This is a genomic window from Frankia sp. R43, from assembly GCF_001306465.1.
In the GTDB taxonomy this organism is placed as follows: Bacteria; Actinomycetota; Actinomycetes; order Frankiales; family Frankiaceae; genus Parafrankia; species Parafrankia irregularis.
Window position 1 is genome coordinate 1317483 of the sequence record NZ_LFCW01000001.1, and the last position, 19342, is coordinate 1336824.

A 19342-nucleotide genomic window follows, 5' to 3' on the forward strand; every position below is an offset into this window, starting at 1 on the left:
CTCTCCCTGCGGGTGATCAGTTCAAGCAGTCGGATGATTGACTACAGGGAGACTACAGAGAGTTACTCTCCGTGTCTACGACCCGCAGCCGTCATCCAATAACTCTCCGTGACCACGGTCGCTCCACAGGAAGCCCCTCTACCACGAGGCGCTCAGGAAACGTCAGAGGCTGACTGCGGAGAGTCAGTACGGGTCCGGCCGAAGGCTCCAGTACCCGGACCCGCAGCGTCCGAGTCTGCTCCCGGTCAACCGTCAGATAGCTCGACAGGACCGGGCGTCCCTTCTCCTCCCCCACCGCCAGCGAGATCGGCTTCCCGTCGACGCTGGCATCGACGAGCACGCTCCCGCGCCCGGTATAGAGAGAGATCCAGATGTTGTTCTGCGCCCCTTCATTACGCCAGCCGGGGATGTCGACGTCTCCGCGGTTGCGGACGTAATCGCTGAGACCCTCCGGGGCGGCGTTCGTCAGCGAGACAGTGATCGTCGCAAGTCCGGTTCCGTCCGGACGGCGGTCGATGCGGTACTCGGTACTGCGCCGTAGCCAGAAGTCGAGCTTGCTCGCCGACGCGTTCTGGGTCACCACTCCCAGGAAAGGCCCGGGAACATCCAGCAGCGCCCCGCCGAGTGCGGTCGTCGAAAGCGTCGCCTCCTCCTCGGCGTGGTTACTTGACACCAGCAGGCGCCCTTCGCCGGCAGCGCGCGCCAACGCCCGGAGGAGTTTCGCGGTGTCGCCCGCCGAACCCCCACCGGTAATCACGGCCTGATAGACGGCTTCCCCGACCGAGGCGAAGAACTCGTCACGCCGGTCGAGATCGTCGATCTGCGCATAGACCCGGGACTCGACCAGTTCGACCAGCTGATCCGCCGGCACCGTTCGGCCGTCCGGCAGGACCGCCGGGCCGGTCACAGCCAGCAGGTAGGCCAGGGTCGTCGGATCGAGGCTGATCGTCCCGTCCACCGTCGCACCGGTGCCGGCGCGGTAGAGCGCGGAGTAGAGCCGCCCCGCCGTCGGATAGTCCGGCGTCAGGTTCGCGTTCGCCCACACCCGGGCCGGCCAGAACTGGCCGTAGCGGGTCGCGAACTCCGCGGGCAGTTTCATGGCCGGGAGCTGTTGTGTCGGACCGCCCGGCAGGTTCCCGTTACCGGAGATGTCGTCGAGCTCGAGCCGGCCACGGGTGGCCGTCAGCACGCCGAACCCGCCGATGATGCCGCCGTTCGCACGTGACTCCGCCGGGTTCTGCACAACCAGCAGGTAGCGGCGCTGCCCGCTGGCGCCGAGCAGGTCCGGGCCCAGCCGGGTGGCGAGCACCAGGGTGTCCAGGACGCCGTGCAGCTTCTCGCCGGTCGCGGCCGCCTCGCTCCGGGCCGCGTCGACGCCCAGCTGATCACCGAGGCCGTCGCAGGGCGACACCCGCCGCACCGCGTTCTCGAACGAGGTGACCGCCACTCGCGCCCGCTCGGCGGGAACCCGGGCCGAGGCCAGCGCCGTCACGTTGATCGCCGTATCCGACCGCAGGGTGCTGGGGTCCAACCGGTTTCCCAGCTCGACGACCGGCCCCAGCGCGTTCGTCGCCACCCCGTCCAGCGCGGCGGCGAGCGCTGCGCTGGAACGCAGCGGGCAGCCCGCGAACGGGAGATGCCCGGCCAGCGACCACAGCGGGTCGGACGTCAGCGACCGGGCCGAGCTCGTCCGCGCGACGATCTCGTCCATTGTCCGGCGCAGGTCCGCCGCCCCGGGGACAGCGCCGCCCGAAAGCGCGGACTGCAGCCCGGTGATCTGGGCCCGGGCGGCTTCCAACTGCGACCGGGCGAGCAGCCCTCGCACACCCACCCAGGCACCGGCAGACACCACCACGGCAAGCAAGGCGGCGGCCAGGATGAACCGTCGCCGCGGGTGTTGCAGTCGGCCCCGGCCGCCTCTCGGGCGTCCGGGGCCGTCCCCTCCCACCGGCTCGCCCACTGGCCTTGCCGTCTCCCGCACCGGCGGCGCGGTCCGCGCCGCCGGCGGTGCCGACGGCGCGGACGGCTGCTCCGCTCCCCCCGTCGGCCGCTCCGTCACCGGCCCGCCGGGTGGTCCGGATAGTCGGCCGTGCCGTAGGCCAGCGGCGCCGTGGGTTCATCCGGCTGCCGTTGCGCGGCGATCTCGACCGCCGGGGAATCCTCGGCGCTCACCTGATCCGTCCCCTCCGCCGCCGACGACGACGTCGCTGGCTGCGTGGACGGCTGCGGGGCCGAACGCGGCTTTGATCGGGAGCCTTTACGGCCGCCGAGCCGGCTGTCAGCCTCGACCGCGGCCCTGGTCGCCGCCTTGCGCGCAGCCGCCGTCGGCTTGGCGGCGCGGCCGTCGGCCACCCGGGTGTCGGCCGGCCTGCCATCGACCGGCCTGCCGTCGGTCGGCCTGCCATCGGACGACGACGTGCCCGCCGCGGAGGTGGCCCGGGCCCGGCCCTGGGCCGGGATGGCGGGCGACGACTCGTTCGGGAAGCCTGCCTCCCCGCGGGAACGCAGGTGCCGAGGATGCGGGGCGTAGGTTTCGTAGCTGCCGTAGTAATGAGAGTTCGCGCCCTTTGTCGGCATCATCGTGAGCACGGTGCCGAGCAGGTTCGCGTCCACCGCCCGCAGCGCCCCGACCGCCCGGCGGAGCTGCTCGCGGCGCGTCCGGCCCGTACGGGCGACGAGCAGCGCACCATCCACCCGGGTGGCCAGAACGGCTGCATCCGTCACCGGCAGCAGGGGCGGCGTGTCGATCAGGACGATGTCGAACCGGCTGTCGAGAACCTCGAGCAGCTCGGCCATGTTGCGCGAGCCGAGCAGCTCACTCGGGTTCGGCGGGACGGGGCCGCTGGGCAGAATCTCGACCCGTCCGTCACCAACCCGGCCCTCGCCCCAGGGCTGGAGCACGTCGTCCAGCTCCGCGGCGCCGATCAGCACCGACGTCAGCCCCGCCGCGGACTCGATTCCCAGGTACTCACCGAAGGACGGTCGCCGCAGGTCGCCTTCGACCAGGCACACGCGCGCCCCACCCTGGGCGAGGGCGATCGCGAGGTTGCAGACGGTCGTGCTCTTGCCCTCCTGCGCGACCGAGCTGGTCACCAGGATCGACCGCGGGCCGGTGTCGATGTTGACGAACTGCAGGTTGGTGCGGAGCTGGCGGAAAGCCTCCGCGCGCCGCGAGTGAGGACTGAGGTGGACGATCAACGGGTGGCGGCTGGCATCCGAGTCGTAGCCGATCATGCCGAGGGTCGCGGCGCCCGTGATCACGCTCGCGTCGGAGTCCCCGCCGATGCTGGTGTCGAGACGGTGCCGGCCGATGCCGGCGGCAATCCCGACGATCACGCCCAGGAGCAGGCCGATGACCACGTTGCGGACGGGCTGCGGAGAGATCGGTGCGGTCGGCGCCTTGGCTCGTTCCCACACCCGCACATGCACCGACGGCGGCTCGTCCTCGGACGGCCGTTCGATCCGCTCGACCGCGGCGGAGAAGGCCTCGCCGACACTGTCCGCGATCAACTTCGCTCGCTGGGGGTCGGCGTCACGCACGACCGCCCGCAGCAGGACGGTGTCCGGCACGGCCTGTGCCTCGATCCGCGCACGCAGATCAGCGGGGCTTTCCGCCAGGTGGAGCCGGGCGATCACATCACTCGCGACCCGCTCACTGGCGACGAGGTTGGCGTACGACTTGACCCGTTGCTGCGAGAGTAGCCCGCCCTGGTACGCGCTGGCTGCGTTCACGGCCTCGTCGGAGGAGGAGACCACCATCGTCACCGAGGCCGCGTACATCTTCGTCTGACGCCAGCTGGCCGTCGCCGCGAGCAGACCGCCCAGCAGCACACACGCCAGCACAAGCAACCAACTTCGACGCAGGACGTGCACATATTCGCGCAGTTCCACTCGTCGACCGCCTTCCCGGGAAGCTCACCCGAACACTCACCGTGACACTCAGCAAACGCAACTTACCAATTGGTAGCCGGTCATTTACCCACAGCGACAGTTACTCTGTGGACTCATGTGGAGACGTACAGTAGACGGGCCGCGTCACGGTCTGTGGACGACAGGCCTGGCACAGCGCGTGTCGCGGCTCAATCTCCGTCAACGTGTCGGCCTGCAGATCGCCCTGGACGTCTGCTCGCTGGCATTCGGCCTCATCGCGGCACAGGTCGGACGGCTCGACCTGGATCCGGCCGCACTCGCGGACCCCGACTTCTGGGTCATTCTCTTTCTCGCGGTGTGTCTGCTGCACTTCCTGGGCACCGCACTGCACCTTTACCTCGGCCGGTACCGGTTCGGCGGGTTCGACGAGATTCTGGGCATTGTGATCGCGGTTGCACTCACCGTGGCCGGAGTACTCGTCGTGGTTCTCGCATTCGGTTCACCACGCGCGATTCCACTGAGCGTCCCGCCGCTGGGCGGCGCGGTGACCCTGGTGCTGATGTTCGGCATCCGCTATCTGTGGCGGCGGATCGAGGAGCGGCTGCGCCGGCCGTCACCGGAGGCCGCCGAGCCGGTGATCGTCTTCGGCGTCGGCGACGGCGGTCACCTGGTGATCGCCGCCATGCTGCGCACGCCCGACAGCCCCTACCTGCCGGTGGCGCTGCTCGACGACGACCCCAGCACCTGGAACCTGCAGCTCTCCGGGGTCCGGGTCCGCGGTGGGAGGGAGGCCATCCCCGCCGTCGCCGCGGCCACGGCCGCCCGCACGCTGCTCGTGGCGATCCCGAGCGCCGACGCCGCCCTGCTGCGGGAGATCAGCACGCTCGCCGAGTCGGCCGGGCTCGCCGTGAAGGTTCTCCCCCGGGTCGTCGACCTGATCGACGGCACCGTCGGTGTCGGCGACATCCGTGACCTGGACCTCGCCGACCTGCTCGGGCGCCGCCAGGTCCAGACCGACATGACGGCCGCCAGGGCGTACCTGACCGGCCGGCGGGTCCTTGTGACCGGCGCGGGCGGATCGATCGGTTCCGAGCTGTGCCGACAGATCCATGCGTTCGACCCGGCAGAGCTGATCATGTTGGACCGTGACGAGTCGGCGCTGCGCGCGGTCCAGCTCTCCCTGCACGGCCGGGCGATGCTCGACGACGACTCCACTGTTCTCGCCGACATCCGGGACGCCGATCTGATCACCAGCCTGTTCGAGCGGCGTCGGCCGGAGGTCGTCTTCCACGCGGCGGCCCTCAAGCATCTGCCCCTGCTGGAGCGCTTTCCCGGAGAATCCGTCAAGACGAACCTCTGGGGAACGCTGAACGTTCTGGAGGCCGCGGCGGCCAGCGGGGTGCTGCGGCTCGTCAACATCTCGACCGACAAGGCCGCGAACCCGGGAAGCGTGCTCGGCTACTCGAAACGGATCACCGAGCGGCTGACCGCGCACATCGCCGCACGGGCCACCGGTGTGCTGGTCAGCGTCCGCTTCGGCAACGTGCTCGGCAGCAACGGATCGGTTCTGACGGTGTTCGCGGGCCAGCTCGCCGCCGGCGGGCCGCTGACCGTCACCGACCCGGAGGTCACCCGGTACTTCATGACCATCCAGGAAGCCGTCCAGCTGGTCCTGCAGGCCGCGGCGCTGGGCTCGCCCGGCGAGGCACTCGTCCTCGACATGGGGGAACCGGTCCGCATCGCGGACGTCGCCCGCCGCCTCGCGCTGCGGGCACCCAAGCCGGTCGGCATCGTGTACACCGGCCTCGGCGCGGGCGAGAAGCTGCACGAGGATCTGCTCGGCGCCGACGAGCTCGACACCCGACCGCGTCACCCGCTGATCTCGCAGGTCCCGGTGCCACCGCTGGACCCGGCGAACGCCTGGTCCGTCGACCCGTACACCGAACCGGACGCGCTGCGCGCCACCCTCGCCGAGCTCGCCACCAGACACCACACCGCCAGCCACCACTCCGCCGACCAGCTCGCCGCGGACACGCTCGCCGCCAACCCGCACAGTTCCGAACCACACATCTCCGAACCACACGTCCGCGAACCACACGTCGCGGAGCACGGGCTCGGCATCCCGGCGCCCCGGCGGCCGGCCACCCCCGAACGGACGGCTGCTCCCGAGCCGGCGGGAGCGGGAGACGGGAGCCCGGCGCGGTAGATCGATCAGCGGCGCGGGCCACCGACAGCGCGGGTCGTGCCGGCCGCGCTCTCATGCAGGCGGGCCCGGTGCCAGTGGGCCGTCGCGGCAAGGCTCGCACGCAGGTCCTGGCCCTCGACAGCACCGAAAAGCGACCGCATGACGTCCGTGTTGGCGCGCGAGTGGCGGATGTCCCCGGTGCGGGGAGCACTGTGGGCGACCTCCAGCCGGCGTCCGAGGACCACCTCCAGGTGGCCGACCAGCGACAGCAGGTCCGTCCTGCTCCCGAAGGCGAGGTTGACCGGCCCGGGGTGGGTCATCCGGCGCCAGGCCGCCTCCGCGAGCAGCTCGGCGACCGCGCCCACATAGGTGAAGTCCCTGGTCTGACGTCCGTCGCCGTGCACGTTCAGCGGACGGCCGCGCAGCGCCGCGTCGATGAACGACGGAATCACGGCGGCATGCGCCGCCCGGGCCGACTGGTTCGGGCCGTAGACGTTGAACAGCCGCACGACCAGCACGGGGAGCCCGAAACTCGCCTGGTGGCCGAGCGCGTAGGCCTCGGCGGCCAGCTTGCTGGCCGCGTACGGGCTGCACGGCCAGGGCGGATCGGACTCGGCACAGGGGCGGCCGTCACGGTCGCCGTAGACCGCCGACGAGGACACGATCACGGCGTGCGTCTCGCTGCGCTGCGCGACGTCGAGCACGGTGAGCGTGCCCGTCGCGTTGACATGGTGGGTCGCCAGCGGGTCGAGCAGCGATCTCTCGACGGACGGCCGCTCCGCCAGGTGCACGATGCTGGCGGCCCCGGTGCAGGCCTCCTCCATGAGCTCCCGGTCGGTGACGCTGCCCAGGACGAGCTTCACCGACAGCCCGGTCAGGTTCGACCGGGCACCGGTGCTCAGGTCGTCGACGACGACCACCTCGCAGCCGCGGGCGAGCAGCGCCCTGGTCAGGTGGGCGCCGATGAAGCCGGCACCGCCGGTCACCACGACCCTCACCGAGCCCGCCCCACCGGTTCCACGAGTCCCACCTGCATCGTCCGGATCACTCCCTGCGAAGCGCATGGGCCCTGAGGTCAACCAGCCCCGCGCATATCTGGACACCATAAGAAGTCGACCGAACACTCATAGTAGTAGCGCGGCGGCACCATTCCCGAGAAGCGCATCCCGACCGGCCCGACACGTCCACCCGATGTGCACGAACGGCATCTTCACTCGCACTTTGACTACTCAGAGTGTCCGATTGAATGAGAGCGGTCATCGCTCTACGGTCGCCCCGTGTCCGACGACCGACGCCAGCTCGTCATCGTGGGAGCCGGCGGTCACGGCCGCGAGCTCCTGGACCTCGTCGAGGCGATCAACGCCGCCGCCGCCGAGGATGTCTACCGCTTCCTGGGGTTTCTCGACGACGGCGAGGTCGACCCCGACCCACTCGCGCGGCGCGGAACCGCGGTGCTCGGCGGGCTCGACCTGCTGACCGGGCTGGAGGCCGACTACCTGATCGGAGTCGCCGCCGGTGCGTCGCGCGCACGCATCGACCGCTACGCGAGCGCCTGTGGCCGCCGCCCGGCGACCCTCGTGCACCCCCGTGCCTACCTCGGCGGCGACGTCAAGCTCGGGCCCGGAACCATCGTCTGCGCACTCGCCAGCCTCACGACCAACATCGAGACCGGCCGGCACGTGGTCGTCGACATCGGCGCCGGGGTGGCCCACGACTGCCGCCTCGGCGACTACACGACCGTCGCCTCGGGCGCCCGTCTCGGTGGCGCGGTCGAGGTGGCCCCCGAAGCGTGGGTCGGCATGCAGGCGAGTGTCGTGCGCGGCACCCGGATCGGCGCCGGTGCGGTCGTCGGCGCGGGCGCCGTCGTCACCGAGGACGTACGGCCGGGGCTCGTCGTGGCCGGCGTCCCGGCGCGCCCCATCGACGCGTCGGACGGCCGCGTCTCCGAAGCGCGCCCCCCGATCGTCTCGCCGCGGAAGCCCGAACCCGAGCCGGGCACCCCACGGGCCGACCTGTAGAGCCTGTTACCTCTCACGGGCCAGGGTCAGGCCTGCCACGAGCCCAGAACGGCGACGAGAATGGCTCTATGATCAACGGGTGCATCGGTGGTTCGATCTCGCAGGCGCCGACAACACCCGTGACCTCGGCGGGATGCCGACATCCAGTGGCAGGCTGACCCGCCACGGTGTGCTCCTGCGCAGCGACACGCTGCAGGAGCTCACCCCGGCGGATGTGGTGCGGCTGCGCCAGACCTTCGGCCTGCGCACCGTTCTCGACCTGCGGGCCGAGGAGGAGGTGGCGCACGAGGGGCGCGGGCCGTTGGAGTTCGAGAGCGTCGCCTACCACCACCTTTCGTTCCTGCCGGGCCAGTGGGTGATGCCGGGCGACCCGCGGCACGCGGCCATCGTCGTGGATCTCGACTCGGCCGCGCGGGTCGAGCGCTACCTGGGCTACCTGCGGCTGGCCGGGGACGCCGCGGCACGCGCCGTCCGCCTGCTCGCCCAGCCGACGACCGGGCCGGCGCTGTTCCACTGCGCGGCGGGCAAGGACCGCACGGGCGTGCTGGCCGCGCTCGTGCTCGACATCGTCGGGGTCGACCGGGAATCGATCATCAGCGACTACACGCTGACCAACGAACGGATCGCGCTGGTCGACGCGCGGCTGGCGCGGCGCCCCTCCTACCGCCGGCCCGACAACGCGATCACGGCGGACAGTCTGAGCTGCCGGCCGGAGGTGATGCGCGGCTTCCTCGACGCCGTCGACCGGATCTGGGGCGGGCCGACGGCATGGGCGCTGCACGCCGGGGTCACCGAGGCCGACCTGCACTCGCTGCGGACCCGTCTTGTCGAGTGAGGGTGTCGCACCGCCGCGTCGACGCCGGCCGGGGCGACAGGTGCCGGCGCGATGCGCGCAGGGCAGACGTGCGCCGGGCAGACGTGTGTCGAGCCGCCTGCTGCCGTGCCACGGTTGTAACCCGAAAGTTCCCGACCACGCGGACACATCGCCGAGGCGGAACCGACAATGAGGGGCATGATCCGGCGCGCACCTGCCCCCGCGGTTCTGATCACCGTCATCGTGATCTCACTGCTCTCGGGCTGCAGCCACATCTTCGACCGGTCCTTCGAGGACGTGCCCGCCGACCTCGTTCCGGTTTTCCAGGCCGCCGCCGCCACCTACGGAGTGCTGACGGCTGCCCAGCTCGCCGCCCAGGCCAGGGTGGAGAGCAGCTTCGACCCGCGGGCCGTGTCGCACGCCGGCGCCCGCGGAATGATGCAGTTCCTGCCCACGACCTGGGCGCAGTTCGGCGTCGACGGCAGCGGCGACGGGCTGGCCGATCCGCTGGAACCACGGGACGCGATCCCGTCCGCCGCGAACTACGAGGCCCACCTCGCCAAGTCCCTGGCAGATCTTCCCGGCGACCGCATCTCGCTGATCCTCGCCGCCTACAACGCCGGCCCGGTCGCCGTCCGCACCGCTGGGGGCATCCCGGACTTCGACGAGACCCGGGCGTACGTCGCACGGGTGCATGACTGGGCAGCCACTTACTCCGACCAGCTCTGACGTCATGTCATCCTGGATGTCGTGGCGGTCGACAAGGCAGGCGAGGTAGGCGAGGCGTCCCCGCGCGGCAGGCTCGACCCGGCCGCCGCACTCGACCTCGACCCGGCCGCAGGTGTGCGGGCCGACGAACCGCTGGCGGAGCCGCCGCTGCTGCCGCCGTCGCTCTCCCCCGCGACTTCCGCGTCCTTCTCCTCGTCCACACCGGTGTCGTCCACCGCGGGCCCTGGTCACGTGACCACACCGGCCTGGCATCCCGACAGCGACGCCGACGGCGGTGACGGCAGCAGCGCGGCGGGCGGCGGGCGGCGGGCGGCCGCCGCCCGCGGCGGGCCGGCGCACACCCGTGGGACGACCGACGAGGTGATCCGCCGGGTCGAGCGGGCCAGCGGGCATCTCGCGGCCCGGGCCGCGGCCCGGATGACCGAGGTGCTTCCCTGGTATCCGGGGATGTCCGCGCGCCACCGCGCTGACATCCAGCTGGTCGTGCAGGCCGGGATCTCCTCCTTCGTGGCCTGGTGCCGGCGCCCCGAGCATGCCCGGGAACTGTCCGGCGACGTCTTCCGGGTGGCGCCCCGCGAGCTGGTCCGCGCGGTCACCTTCCGCCGCCTCGTGGACCTGGTGCGGGTCGCCGTCGAGGCGATCGAGGTGGAGGTACCGGCCCTCGCCGGGCCGGAGCACGAGCAGTACCTGCTCGCGGACGTCCTGCGCTACTCCAGGGACATCGCCTTCGCCGGCGCGGTGGTCTACGCGCGGGCCGCCGAGGAACGCGGGGCCTGGGACGCACGGCTCGAGGCCCTGGTCGTCGACCAGGTCGTGCGCGGCGATGTCGACCGCAGCCTGCCGTCCCGGGCCGCGGCGGTCGGCTGGCGCAACCCGCCGGCGGTCACCGTCGTGGTCGGTCCGGCACCGCCGACGTCCCCGGAGGCCGCGGTGGACGAGGTCCACCGGCGAGCACGGGCCGCCGGGCTCGAAGTGCTCGCCGGTGTGCACCACAACCGGCTCGTGATGGTGGTCGGCGGGGCCTTCGGCCCCGCCGGCGGAGATTCCCACGCCGCCTCCGCGGCGGCGGGCGGTTCGGGAGCCGGCCCGGCGGACGGCGCAGCCGGCGGCGCGGGCACCTCGGGCGCCTCGGGTGGTGGCGCCGGCCACGGCGGCACCGAGACCGCGCTCGACGCCGGCCGGGCCCTGCTGCCGTCGTGCGGCCCCGGCCCGGTGGTGGTCGGGCCGATCGCCGCGGATCTCACCGGAGCCCCGGACTGCGCCCGCGCGGCGCTCGCCGCCGCGGATGTCGTCGGCGCCTGGCCCGCCGCGCCGCGCCCGGTCTCGGCGAGCGCGTTGCTGCCCGAGCTGGCCCTGGCCGGCGATCCGGAGGCGCGCCAGAGCCTCATCCGAAAGGTGTATCTGCCGCTACAAAACGCCGGCAGCCCGCTGTTGGAGACCGCCGGCGCATACCTCGACTACGGCGCGTCGCTGGAGGCGACCGCGCGGGCCCTCTACCTTCACCCCAACACGGTGCGTTACCGACTACGCAAGGCCGCGGATCTCTGCGGGCTCGACCCGGCCGATCACCGGGAGCGATTCGTCCTGCACATCGCCCTTGTTCTCGGCCGTCTCGACGGTGCGCAACCTACAGATCGCCCCGGACCACGACCCCGTCCGTGACCGCCCCACCCGGCTGGCGCCGGCGGTGCGACAACGGTCACAGCAAGCAGATTTACTGCCGGGTCACCGCATTACAACCAGGTGACCCGCACCAGGACTAACGTACCGTCAGTGCCGGCCCTTTGTAGGGCATCCACAATGAGCTGACGAGACATCGGTGACTCGTCACCAGCGACAACGACCGGCCACACGGGGTTAGGTGGATACGTGCTCGCGATCCTCGCACCGGGACAGGGTGCTCAGACGCCTGGACAGCTACGTCCATGGCTGGAGCTCGACGGCGTCGAGTCCCGGCTCCGCTGGTACTCCACCGCGGCCGGGCTGGACCTCATCGACCTCGGCTGCGAAGCAGACGCGGACACCATCAGGGACACCGCCGTCGCCCAGCCACTGATCGTCGCGAACGGCCTGCTGGCCGCCGAGCAGCTCGGCCTGCTGCCGGCATCGCCGGCCATCGCCGCCGGCGGGCAGGCGCTGGTCGCCGGGCACAGCGTCGGCGAGATCACCGCCGCCGCCATCGCCGGGTCCCTCACCCCGGAGGCCGCCCTGCTCTTCGTCGGGCTGCGTGGCCGCGCGATGGCCGAGGCCTCGGCGCGGACGCCGACCGGCATGACCGCGCTGCTCGGCGGTGACCCCGAGGAGATCGCCACCGCGGTGGAGGCGCTGGGCCTGACAGCCGCGAACCGCAACGGCGCCGGGCAGATCGTCGCCGCCGGCACCCTGGCGGACCTCACCCGGCTGGCCGACACGCCGCCGCCCGGAGCGAAGCTGCGTCCGCTGTCGGTCGCCGGCGCGTTCCACACCCAGCACATGGCGCCCGCCCGCGACGCGCTGCGCGCCGTCGCCCCGGGAATCCAGCCCGGTACGCCGGCGCTCGGCCAGCTCTCCAACGCCGACGGCGCACTCGTCCACGACGGAGCCGACCTGGTCGCCCGGCTGGTCACCCAGGTCGCCGCGCCGGTGCGGTGGGACCTGTGCCTCGCCGCCATGCGGGAAGCCGGCGTCACCGCGGTGATCGAGCTGCCGCCCGCCGGCACGCTGGCCGGCATCGCCCGCCGTGAGCTGCGCGGAACGAAGATCGTCGCGGTGAAGACGCCGGCCGATCTCGACGCGGCCCGCGAGCTCGTCGCCGAGCACCTGCCCGCCGCCGCGGCGGTGCCCGCCCAGGCGGCCCCGCTGGTCGGGGCGAGCTCATGACCGGCGCGGGAATGCTGGGGCTCGGCACCTACCGGCCGGCCCGGCTGGTCACCAACGACGACCTCACCCGCCAGGTCGACACCTCCGACGCGTGGATCCAGACCCGGACCGGCATCGCGACGCGGCGCATCGCCGACAGCGAGGAGTCGACGGTCGTGATGGGCGCCAACGCCGCGGAGAAGGCGCTGGCCGCCGCGGGGCTGGCGGCCGCGGACATCGACGCCGTCATCGGCGCGACCTGCACCGCGCCGTCACAGATCCCGGGAACCGCGCCGCAGATCGCCGCTCGTCTCGGTGCGTCCAGCGCCGGCACCTTCGACATCAACGGCGGCTGCGCCGGTTTCTGCTACGCGGTCTCCACCGCCGCCGACATGGTGCGGGCCGGCAGCGCGCGCCACGTCCTGGTCGTCGCGACGGAACGGCTCTCCGACTACACGGACTGGAGCGACCGCTCCACCTGCATCCTGCTGGCGGACGGTGCCGGATCGGTCGTGATCGGCCCGGCCGACGCCGACCGGATCGGCCCGGCCGTCTGGGGGCACGACGGCTCCCGGCCGGAGGCGATCCAGGTCCCCGGGCGCGGCGACAACGCCTTCCGGATGGAGGGCCCGGCGGTGTTCCGCTGGGCGATCTCGCTGGTCCCCACCCTGCGCACAGTCTGCGAACGGGCCGGGATCGCGCCCGAGGAGCTCGCCGCGATCGTGCCGCACCAGGCAAACCTGCGTATTGTCGAGGCGCTCGCCGGCGGCCTCGGCGTGCCCGACGTGCCGATCGCCCGCGATGTGGTGGACTCCGGCAACACGTCCGCAGCCAGCATCCCCCTCGCACTTGACCGGATGATGGAAGCCGGCGAGGTGGTCTCGGGAGACCCGGTACTGCTGTTCGGCTTCGGCGCCGGCCTGACCTACTGCGGGCAGGTGGTTCGATGCCCCTGAACACCATGTCCCCGGGTGCGTCGACTGCCCCCGAGCACCCGTTCCCCTGTGTCATAGCCGCTGTGTCATCGCCCCCGTGACGAGGCACCGCACGCACCATCGCTGACCGGGCCGGCCCACTTCGGGCCGGCCGTCAGCCACCGGCTCGACCGGTTCGCGTAACCAGCATCCCGCAACCAGGAGGAAAGCAATGTCGCAAGCGGATATCCTCGACGGCCTCGCCGCGATCCTCGAGGAAGTCGCCGGTGTCGAGCCGGCGGACGTCACCGCCGACAAGACCTTCATCGACGACCTGGACGTCGACTCCCTGTCCATGGTCGAGGTCGTGGTGGCGGCCGAGGAGAAGTTCGGTGTGAAGATCCCGGACGAGGACGTCAAGACCCTCAAGACCGTCGGTGACGCCGTCTCCTACATCCAGCGGGCGGGTGTCGCCGCGTGACACCCACCCCCAGGCAGGTCGTCGTCACCGGCCTCGGGGCAACCACTCCCCTCGGCGGCGACGTGCCGTCCACGTGGGAGGGGCTGCTCTCCGGCCGCTCCGGCGCGCGTCGCCTGACCGAGGACTGGGTCGAACAGCTCCCCGTCCAGATCGCCGCCCCGTTGGCCGTGGAGCCTCCGCTGGGGCGCGTCGAGGCGAGAACCCTCGACCGCAGCCAGCAGATGGCACTGGTGGCCGCACGGGAGGCGTGGGCTGACGCGGGCTCGCCGGAGGTCGACTCCGAGCGGCTGGCGGTGTGCGTCGCGTCGGGGATCGGCGGCGTGCTCACTCTCCTTCACCAGCACGACGTGCTGCGGGAGAAGGGGCCGCGGCGGGTCTCCCCGCATGTCGTCCCGATGCTGATGCCGAACGGCCCGGCGAGCACGGTTGGCCTCGCGTTCGGCGCCAAGGCCGGTGTGCACGCTCCGGTCAGCGCCTGCGCCTCCGGCTCGGAGGCGATCGCGCTGGCGCTGGACATCATCCGCGCCGGACGGGCGGACATCGTGATCGCCGGCGGCACGGAAGCGGCGATCGCCGCGCTGCCGATCGCCGGCTTCGCCCAGATGCAGGCGCTCTCCAAGCGCAACGACGCGCCGGAGACCGCGTCGCGGCCGTTCGACAAGGGCCGGGACGGCTTCGTGCTCGGTGAGGGCGCGGCCGTTCTGGTGCTGGAGTCCGCGGAGCACGCCGCCGCCCGGGGAGCGCGGGTGCTCGGCACCCTCGCCGGCGCGGGTATCAGCTCGGACGCCTACCACGTGGCCGCGACGGATCCGACCGGTGCGGGTGCCGCCCGGGCGGTACGGGCGGCACTGCGCTCGGCCTCGCTGGAGCCCACGGATGTGATCCACATCAACGCGCACGCCACGTCGACGCCGATCGGCGACGTCGCCGAGGGCGTGGGCCTGCGGCTGGCGCTGGGCGATGCCCTCGACTCGATCGCGGTGACCTCGACCAAGTCGATGACAGGCCACCTGCTCGGGGCGGCTGGCGCGCTGGAGGCCGTGGTCACGCTCCTCTCGCTGCGCGAGCGGATCGTTCCGGCGACGCGCAACCTCGACGCGCTCGACGACGAGATCGCTCTCGACGTCGTGAGCATCGACAACCGTGAGCTCGGAACAGGCGCCGGGCTGTCGAACTCGTTCGGGTTCGGCGGGCACGACGTCTGCCTCGCCTTCACGGTGTAACAGATTCACGACGCAAGACGGATTCACGGTGTGACAGAGTTCGGCGTCTTCCCAGGGCATCATGCCGGCGTACCGGCGACGGCATGCCTGGGAAACCCGGACACACATCTGTCACCGCACGGTTTCGCATGACAACACAGCTTTTCCGCTTTACCGAGCCTTTTCCATCGTCGACGCTGAACCTGCCTCAACAGCATTCGACAGACGTGGACGGAAACTGCTCACAGCACAGCTTCGCCGGCTCAGGCTGTAGCCGCCCTCCACAGCCCGCGGCAGCCAGGTCCATCGCTGCCATCTGCGCAGGAGCAGACTGATACCGCTCAACCTAGGAGACCTACGGTGAGTCTGTCCACCATCGATCGCACCGACCCGAGAACACCTGTCGCGCGGCTGAGCCGTTTTTTTGACCCGGATTCCCTTTCTCTGTTCGCCGCCGCCGACAGCTCGGGAGTTGTCGCCGGCCAGGGCCTTGTCGACGGAAACGAGGTCGTCGCCTTCGCGACGGACCCCACCGTCCAGGGCGGCGCGATGGGGCGGGACGGCTGCGCCCGCATCGTGCACGCGATCGAGTCGGCCGTCCGGATGCGTTGCCCCGTCATCGGGATCTGGCACTCCGGCGGAGCACGCCTCCAGGAAGGTGTGGCCTCGCTCGACGGGGTCGGCCGGGTGTTCGCGGCGACGGTCCGGGCCTCCGGTCTGGTGCCGCAGATCTCGCTGGTGCTGGGCGCCGCGGCCGGCGGCGCGGCCTACGGCCCGGCCCTGACCGACCTGGTCATCACCGGGCCCGACGCGAAGGTGTTCGTCACCGGCCCGGACGTGGTCCGCTCGGTGACCGGCGAGCAGTGCACGGCGGACAGCCTCGGCGGGCCCGAGGTGCACTCGACCCGCAGCGGTGTGGTCCACCTCGCCTGTGACTCCGACGACGCCGCCTTCGAGAAGACCCGGGCGATCACCTCGCTGCTCGCCGACCAGGGTTCCATCGGCCACGTCCCGGAGCGCGAGCTCGGTGCGCTGCTGCCGGAGAACCCGCGCCGGGCCTACGACGTCCGCCCGCTGGTCGCCGGGCTGCTCGACGACGAGGTCATCGAGCTGCACCCGAAGTGGGCCCGCAACATCGTGACGGCCCTCGGCCGCATCGGCGGGCGCACCGTCGGCGTCGTCGCGAACAACCCGTTGCGCCGCGGTGGCTGCCTCGACGCGCTGTCGGCGGAGAAGGCGTCCCGCTTCGTGCGGATGTGCGACTCCTTCGGGGTCCCGCTGGTGGTGCTCGTCGATGTTCCCGGCTACCTGCCCGGAGTGGGCCAGGAGTGGGAGGGCGTGGTCCGCCGCGGCGCGAAGCTGCTGTACGCCTTCTCCGAGTGCACCGTTCCCCGGGTCACCGTCGTGACGCGCAAGGCCTACGGCGGCGCCTACATCGCGATGAACGCCCGGTGCCTGGGCGCGACCGCTGTCTACGCCTGGCCCACCGCGCAGCTCGCGGTCATGGGAGCCGAGGCCGCGGTCGGGATCATCCACCGGCGGAAGATCGCCGAGGTTCCCGCGCAGCGCCGCCCGGATGTGGTGGCCGAGCTGGCCGAGGAGCACGTCCGCACCGTCGGTGGCGTCGACCGTGCCGTCGAGCTGGGTGTGGTGGACGCCGTCGTCACCCCGGGCGAGACCCGCGGCGCGGTCGCGACCGTGCTCGCCGAGGCGCTGGCCGCCGCCCGCACGGACAAGAACGTTCACGGCAACATCCCGCTGTAGCTCTGTGCTCGTCTCCGCCCCGCTGTCAGTCGCACCCGGTGTGCGGCTGACAGCGGGGCGGACGCACACCGGGTGCCGCCCCCGGCCCGGCCGGGACTCCCCGCTCTCGGCCGCCCCGGTAGTTGGCCGCCCATGTTCTCGGGCCCGCCCCCGCCGTCGCGGCGGGGCCGACGCAGGTCGCCTTCAGGGACCGCGGGGCGCCCCCTCCGGCGGCTCCAGGCGCTCCGCGGGCGCCGAGTTCTCCGCGGGCGCTGAGTTCTCCGCGGGCGCCGCGGGCTCCGGATGTTCGGTCTCGGTGAGACGAATCCACGTCCGCACGACGTTGCCCATCTGACGCGGATTCATCCACAGCGCCGCACGCGCGAAGATCGGATCCGCGTTGCGCACCAGGTCGACCCGGCCGCCCTCCGCCGCCGGCGCGATCGCCCTGACGTGCTCGAAGCTGATCGAGCCCACCCGGAACGCCTCCGCCGTCACTGGCAGGACCCGCAGCACGCTCGCCACGAGCAGCGCGGCCGTCGTCGACGGGTGCACAAGCCTGCATTCCCGGCGCAGCCAGGCTGCGGCCGACCGGGTACCGTCGCGCCGCCACAGACCACGGCGGTCGAACTCGGCGAGCAGCCGGACCCAGCAGGCATCCGTCGCGTCGACGAGCCGCCGCACATCGGTCATGAGCATCGCCAACTCGCCGTCCGGCAGTTCGGCTGGATCCACCGCGGCCAGGTGAGCCACCTGCTCGTCGACGTCCTTCATCGCGACCTCCCGACTCCCGCTGGCCCGCAGGCCCACGCGCCGCCGACAGCATTGTCATCGAACGTATGTTCGATGCTACTCGTCGACACGCCCTGGCGCCACCCCGCCCCGCCACACACAGGCGGCGCCGGGTCGCCGAGCCGGCGAGGCGCCCATCCGGGCCAGAGCCGTCCGCAAAATTACTTAGCAGCGCGAAATAATTTGGCGGCACGGAGACGTTGACCGGAACGGAGGTGCACTGTATGAGACGCACGGTCACGTCGAGGGTGGTCCAGCGCGACACGGTCGGCGCATCCGAGAGCACACGGTCGCGGACCGGCACGTTCGCCGCGCTCCAGGTACCCAACTTCCGCCTCTTCCTCGGCGGTCAGGTGGTCTCGCTGTGCGGCACCTGGATGCAGATGATCGCCCTCGGGTGGCTGGTCCTCTCGCTGGGCGCGTCGGGCACCGAGCTCGGCCTCGTCACCGCGGCCCAGTTCCTGCCCGTCCTGCTCTTCGGTGCCTACGGCGGTCTGATCGCCGACCGCTCGGACTCCCGCCGGCTGCTGATCTGCACCCAGGTCTCGCTGGCCGCGCTCGCCGCGGTGCTCGGGATCCTGGATCTGACCGGCGTCGCACGACTGTGGATGGTCGCGGCCCTCGCGGCGGCGATCGGACTGATCACCGCGGTGGACAACCCGACCCGGCAGAGCTTCGTCCAGGAGATGGTCGGGGCTGAGCATCTACCCAACGCGGTCACGCTGAACTCGGTGACCGTGAACGCGGCCCGGGTCGTCGGCCCGGGCATCGCCGGACTGGTGATCAGCCTGATCGGGACCAGCGGCTGCTTCCTGCTCAACGCGGCGTCGTTCGCCGCCGTCGTCCTGGCGCTGCGCCGGATGGACGCCAGCGCGCTGGTGCCCAGCAAGCCGGTGCCGCGGGCCCCCGGCCAGGTACGTTCCGGCCTCGCCTATGCGATGCGCACGACCGGGCTGCGGGTCCCCCTGATCATGATGGCGGTGGTCGGCGCACTCGCGTACGAGTTCCAGGTGGTCCTGCCGCTGGTCGCGCGCGAGACCTTCGACGGGTCGGCGGCGACCTACAGCCTGTTCACCGGCGCGATGGGCGCCGGCGCCGTGGTCGGCGGCCTGTTCGTGGCCCGGCGCCGCAGCGTCGGCATCGCCGCCCTCGCCCTGGCCTCCGGGCTGTTCGGCGTGGTGCTCCTACTCGCCGCGGCGGCTCCGACGCTGGCTCTGGAGGTCGTCGCGCTGGTCCTGGTCGGTGCCGCCAGCGTCGCCTTCATCGCGACCGGCAACGCGACCGTGCAGCTGTCGTCCGCGCCCGAGATGCGCGGCCGGGTGATGGCGCTGTGGTCCGTCGCGTTCCTGGGCTCGACGCCGGTCGGCGGGCCGATCGCGGGCTGGGTGGCCCAGACCTTCGGTGCCCGTGCCGGGCTGGTGCTGGCCGGCGCCGCAGCCGTCGCCGGAGCGTTCTATGCCCTGGCCTCGCTACGCAAGGCCGCCGACCGCACGACAGCGGCGGTGGCATCCGAGCGGGCCCAGACGTGCCAGGTTGTGCCCGCCGGCTCCGTCCCGGACGACCCGGACGTCCCGAATGTTCCGGATGGACCGGATGGACCGGATGGACCGGACGAGCCGGCGGCCAGGCCGGCCCTGGAGGTGGGGAGCGCTGGGCGTCCCGGAGCAGCCGGGCAGGTCCCGGCAGCGGGCCGCTCCGCCACCGCCCTGCAGGACGTCTGATGGCAGACGGCGCTGACGGCAGACGGCGCCGACGG

Annotated in this window: 15 protein-coding genes; 11 read left to right on the forward strand and 4 right to left on the reverse strand. The window is 72.1% G+C overall.

The window, feature by feature from the left end; genetic code table 11:
* Positions 1-91: 91 nt before the first annotated feature.
* Positions 92-1831, reverse strand: coding sequence for a DUF4012 domain-containing protein (locus tag ACG83_RS04980; protein ID WP_235497656.1), 1740 nt, complete (start codon positions 1829-1831; stop codon positions 92-94).
* Positions 1832-2055: 224 nt separating this feature from the next.
* Complete coding sequence (locus ACG83_RS04985; RefSeq protein WP_054564915.1) at positions 2056-3891, reverse strand: polysaccharide biosynthesis tyrosine autokinase; 1836 nt, start codon at positions 3889-3891, stop codon at positions 2056-2058.
* Between the two features lie 115 nt (positions 3892-4006).
* Here ACG83_RS04985 and ACG83_RS04990 point away from each other — a divergent pair, with 115 nt between their 5' ends.
* Complete coding sequence (locus ACG83_RS04990; protein WP_054564916.1) at positions 4007-6076, forward strand: nucleoside-diphosphate sugar epimerase/dehydratase; 2070 nt, start codon at positions 4007-4009, stop codon at positions 6074-6076.
* A gap of 5 nt (positions 6077-6081) precedes the next feature.
* Here the strand turns inward: ACG83_RS04990 and ACG83_RS04995 are convergent, their stop codons facing one another.
* Positions 6082-7053 (reverse strand): NAD-dependent epimerase/dehydratase family protein, encoded by a 972-nt coding sequence (locus ACG83_RS04995; protein WP_054564917.1) that lies wholly within the window; start codon positions 7051-7053, stop codon positions 6082-6084.
* Positions 7054-7332: 279 nt separating this feature from the next.
* Between ACG83_RS04995 and ACG83_RS05000 the strand changes: the two genes are divergently transcribed.
* The 9 genes from ACG83_RS05000 to ACG83_RS05040 all read left to right on the forward strand — a co-directional run bounded on the left by ACG83_RS05000 (position 7333) and on the right by ACG83_RS05040 (position 16815).
* Positions 7333-8073, forward strand: a complete 741-nt coding sequence (locus ACG83_RS05000; protein ID WP_006542270.1) for a NeuD/PglB/VioB family sugar acetyltransferase — start codon at positions 7333-7335, stop codon at positions 8071-8073.
* 79 nt (positions 8074-8152) lie between these two features.
* Positions 8153-8908, forward strand: coding sequence for a tyrosine-protein phosphatase (locus ACG83_RS05005; RefSeq protein ID WP_054564918.1), 756 nt, complete (start codon positions 8153-8155; stop codon positions 8906-8908).
* A 177-nt stretch (positions 8909-9085) separates the two neighbouring features.
* Entirely contained in the window at positions 9086-9616 is a 531-nt protein-coding gene (locus tag ACG83_RS05010) for a lytic transglycosylase domain-containing protein (RefSeq protein ID WP_054564919.1), read from the forward strand.
* A gap of 21 nt (positions 9617-9637) precedes the next feature.
* Positions 9638-11278: a CdaR family transcriptional regulator gene (locus tag ACG83_RS05015; protein WP_054564920.1), complete on the forward strand. Its 1641-nt coding sequence runs from the start codon at positions 9638-9640 to the stop codon at positions 11276-11278.
* Positions 11279-11485: 207 nt separating this feature from the next.
* Positions 11486-12475 carry an ACP S-malonyltransferase gene (locus ACG83_RS05020; RefSeq protein ID WP_054564921.1) on the forward strand — a complete coding sequence of 330 codons (990 nt, stop codon included), beginning with the start codon at positions 11486-11488 and terminating at the stop codon, positions 12473-12475.
* Positions 12472-13410, forward strand: a complete 939-nt coding sequence (locus ACG83_RS05025; protein ID WP_054564922.1) for a beta-ketoacyl-ACP synthase III — start codon at positions 12472-12474, stop codon at positions 13408-13410. Before ACG83_RS05020 ends, ACG83_RS05025 begins: the two co-directional genes overlap by 4 nt.
* A 190-nt stretch (positions 13411-13600) precedes the next feature.
* Positions 13601-13849: an acyl carrier protein gene (locus tag ACG83_RS05030; protein ID WP_006542261.1), complete on the forward strand. Its 249-nt coding sequence runs from the start codon at positions 13601-13603 to the stop codon at positions 13847-13849.
* Positions 13846-15072, forward strand: coding sequence for a beta-ketoacyl-ACP synthase II (gene fabF, locus ACG83_RS05035; RefSeq protein ID WP_054564923.1), 1227 nt, complete (start codon positions 13846-13848; stop codon positions 15070-15072). Before ACG83_RS05030 ends, fabF begins: the two co-directional genes overlap by 4 nt.
* Before the next feature lie 339 nt (positions 15073-15411).
* Positions 15412-16815, forward strand: a complete 1404-nt coding sequence (locus tag ACG83_RS05040) for an acyl-CoA carboxylase subunit beta (RefSeq protein ID WP_054564924.1) — start codon at positions 15412-15414, stop codon at positions 16813-16815.
* Positions 16816-16998: 183 nt separating this feature from the next.
* Here the strand turns inward: ACG83_RS05040 and ACG83_RS05045 are convergent, their stop codons facing one another.
* A complete protein-coding gene (locus ACG83_RS05045) occupies positions 16999-17568 on the reverse strand; it encodes a DUF222 domain-containing protein (RefSeq protein WP_054564925.1) in 570 nt (189 codons plus the stop codon).
* Positions 17569-17810: 242 nt separating this feature from the next.
* On the opposite strand from ACG83_RS05045, the gene ACG83_RS05050 reads away from it, so the two are divergent.
* Positions 17811-19307, forward strand: coding sequence for an MFS transporter (locus tag ACG83_RS05050; protein ID WP_054564926.1), 1497 nt, complete (start codon positions 17811-17813; stop codon positions 19305-19307).
* Positions 19308-19342: the final 35 nt, after the last annotated feature.

What these genes read in the sequence shown, in the direction of transcription:
- ACG83_RS05010 (WP_054564919.1), top strand. Translation starts at nt 9,086, where the DNA reads ATGATCCGGCGCGCACCTGCCCCCGCGGTTCTGATCACCGTCATCGTG.
- ACG83_RS05025 (WP_054564922.1), top strand. Translation starts at nt 12,472, where the DNA reads ATGACCGGCGCGGGAATGCTGGGGCTCGGCACCTACCGGCCGGCCCGG.
- ACG83_RS05045 (WP_054564925.1), bottom strand. Translation starts at nt 17,568, where the DNA reads ATGAAGGACGTCGACGAGCAGGTGGCTCACCTGGCCGCGGTGGATCCA.
- ACG83_RS05030 (WP_006542261.1), top strand. Translation starts at nt 13,601, where the DNA reads ATGTCGCAAGCGGATATCCTCGACGGCCTCGCCGCGATCCTCGAGGAA.
- ACG83_RS05050 (WP_054564926.1), top strand. Translation starts at nt 17,811, where the DNA reads ATGAGACGCACGGTCACGTCGAGGGTGGTCCAGCGCGACACGGTCGGC.
- ACG83_RS04990 (WP_054564916.1), top strand. Translation starts at nt 4,007, where the DNA reads ATGTGGAGACGTACAGTAGACGGGCCGCGTCACGGTCTGTGGACGACA.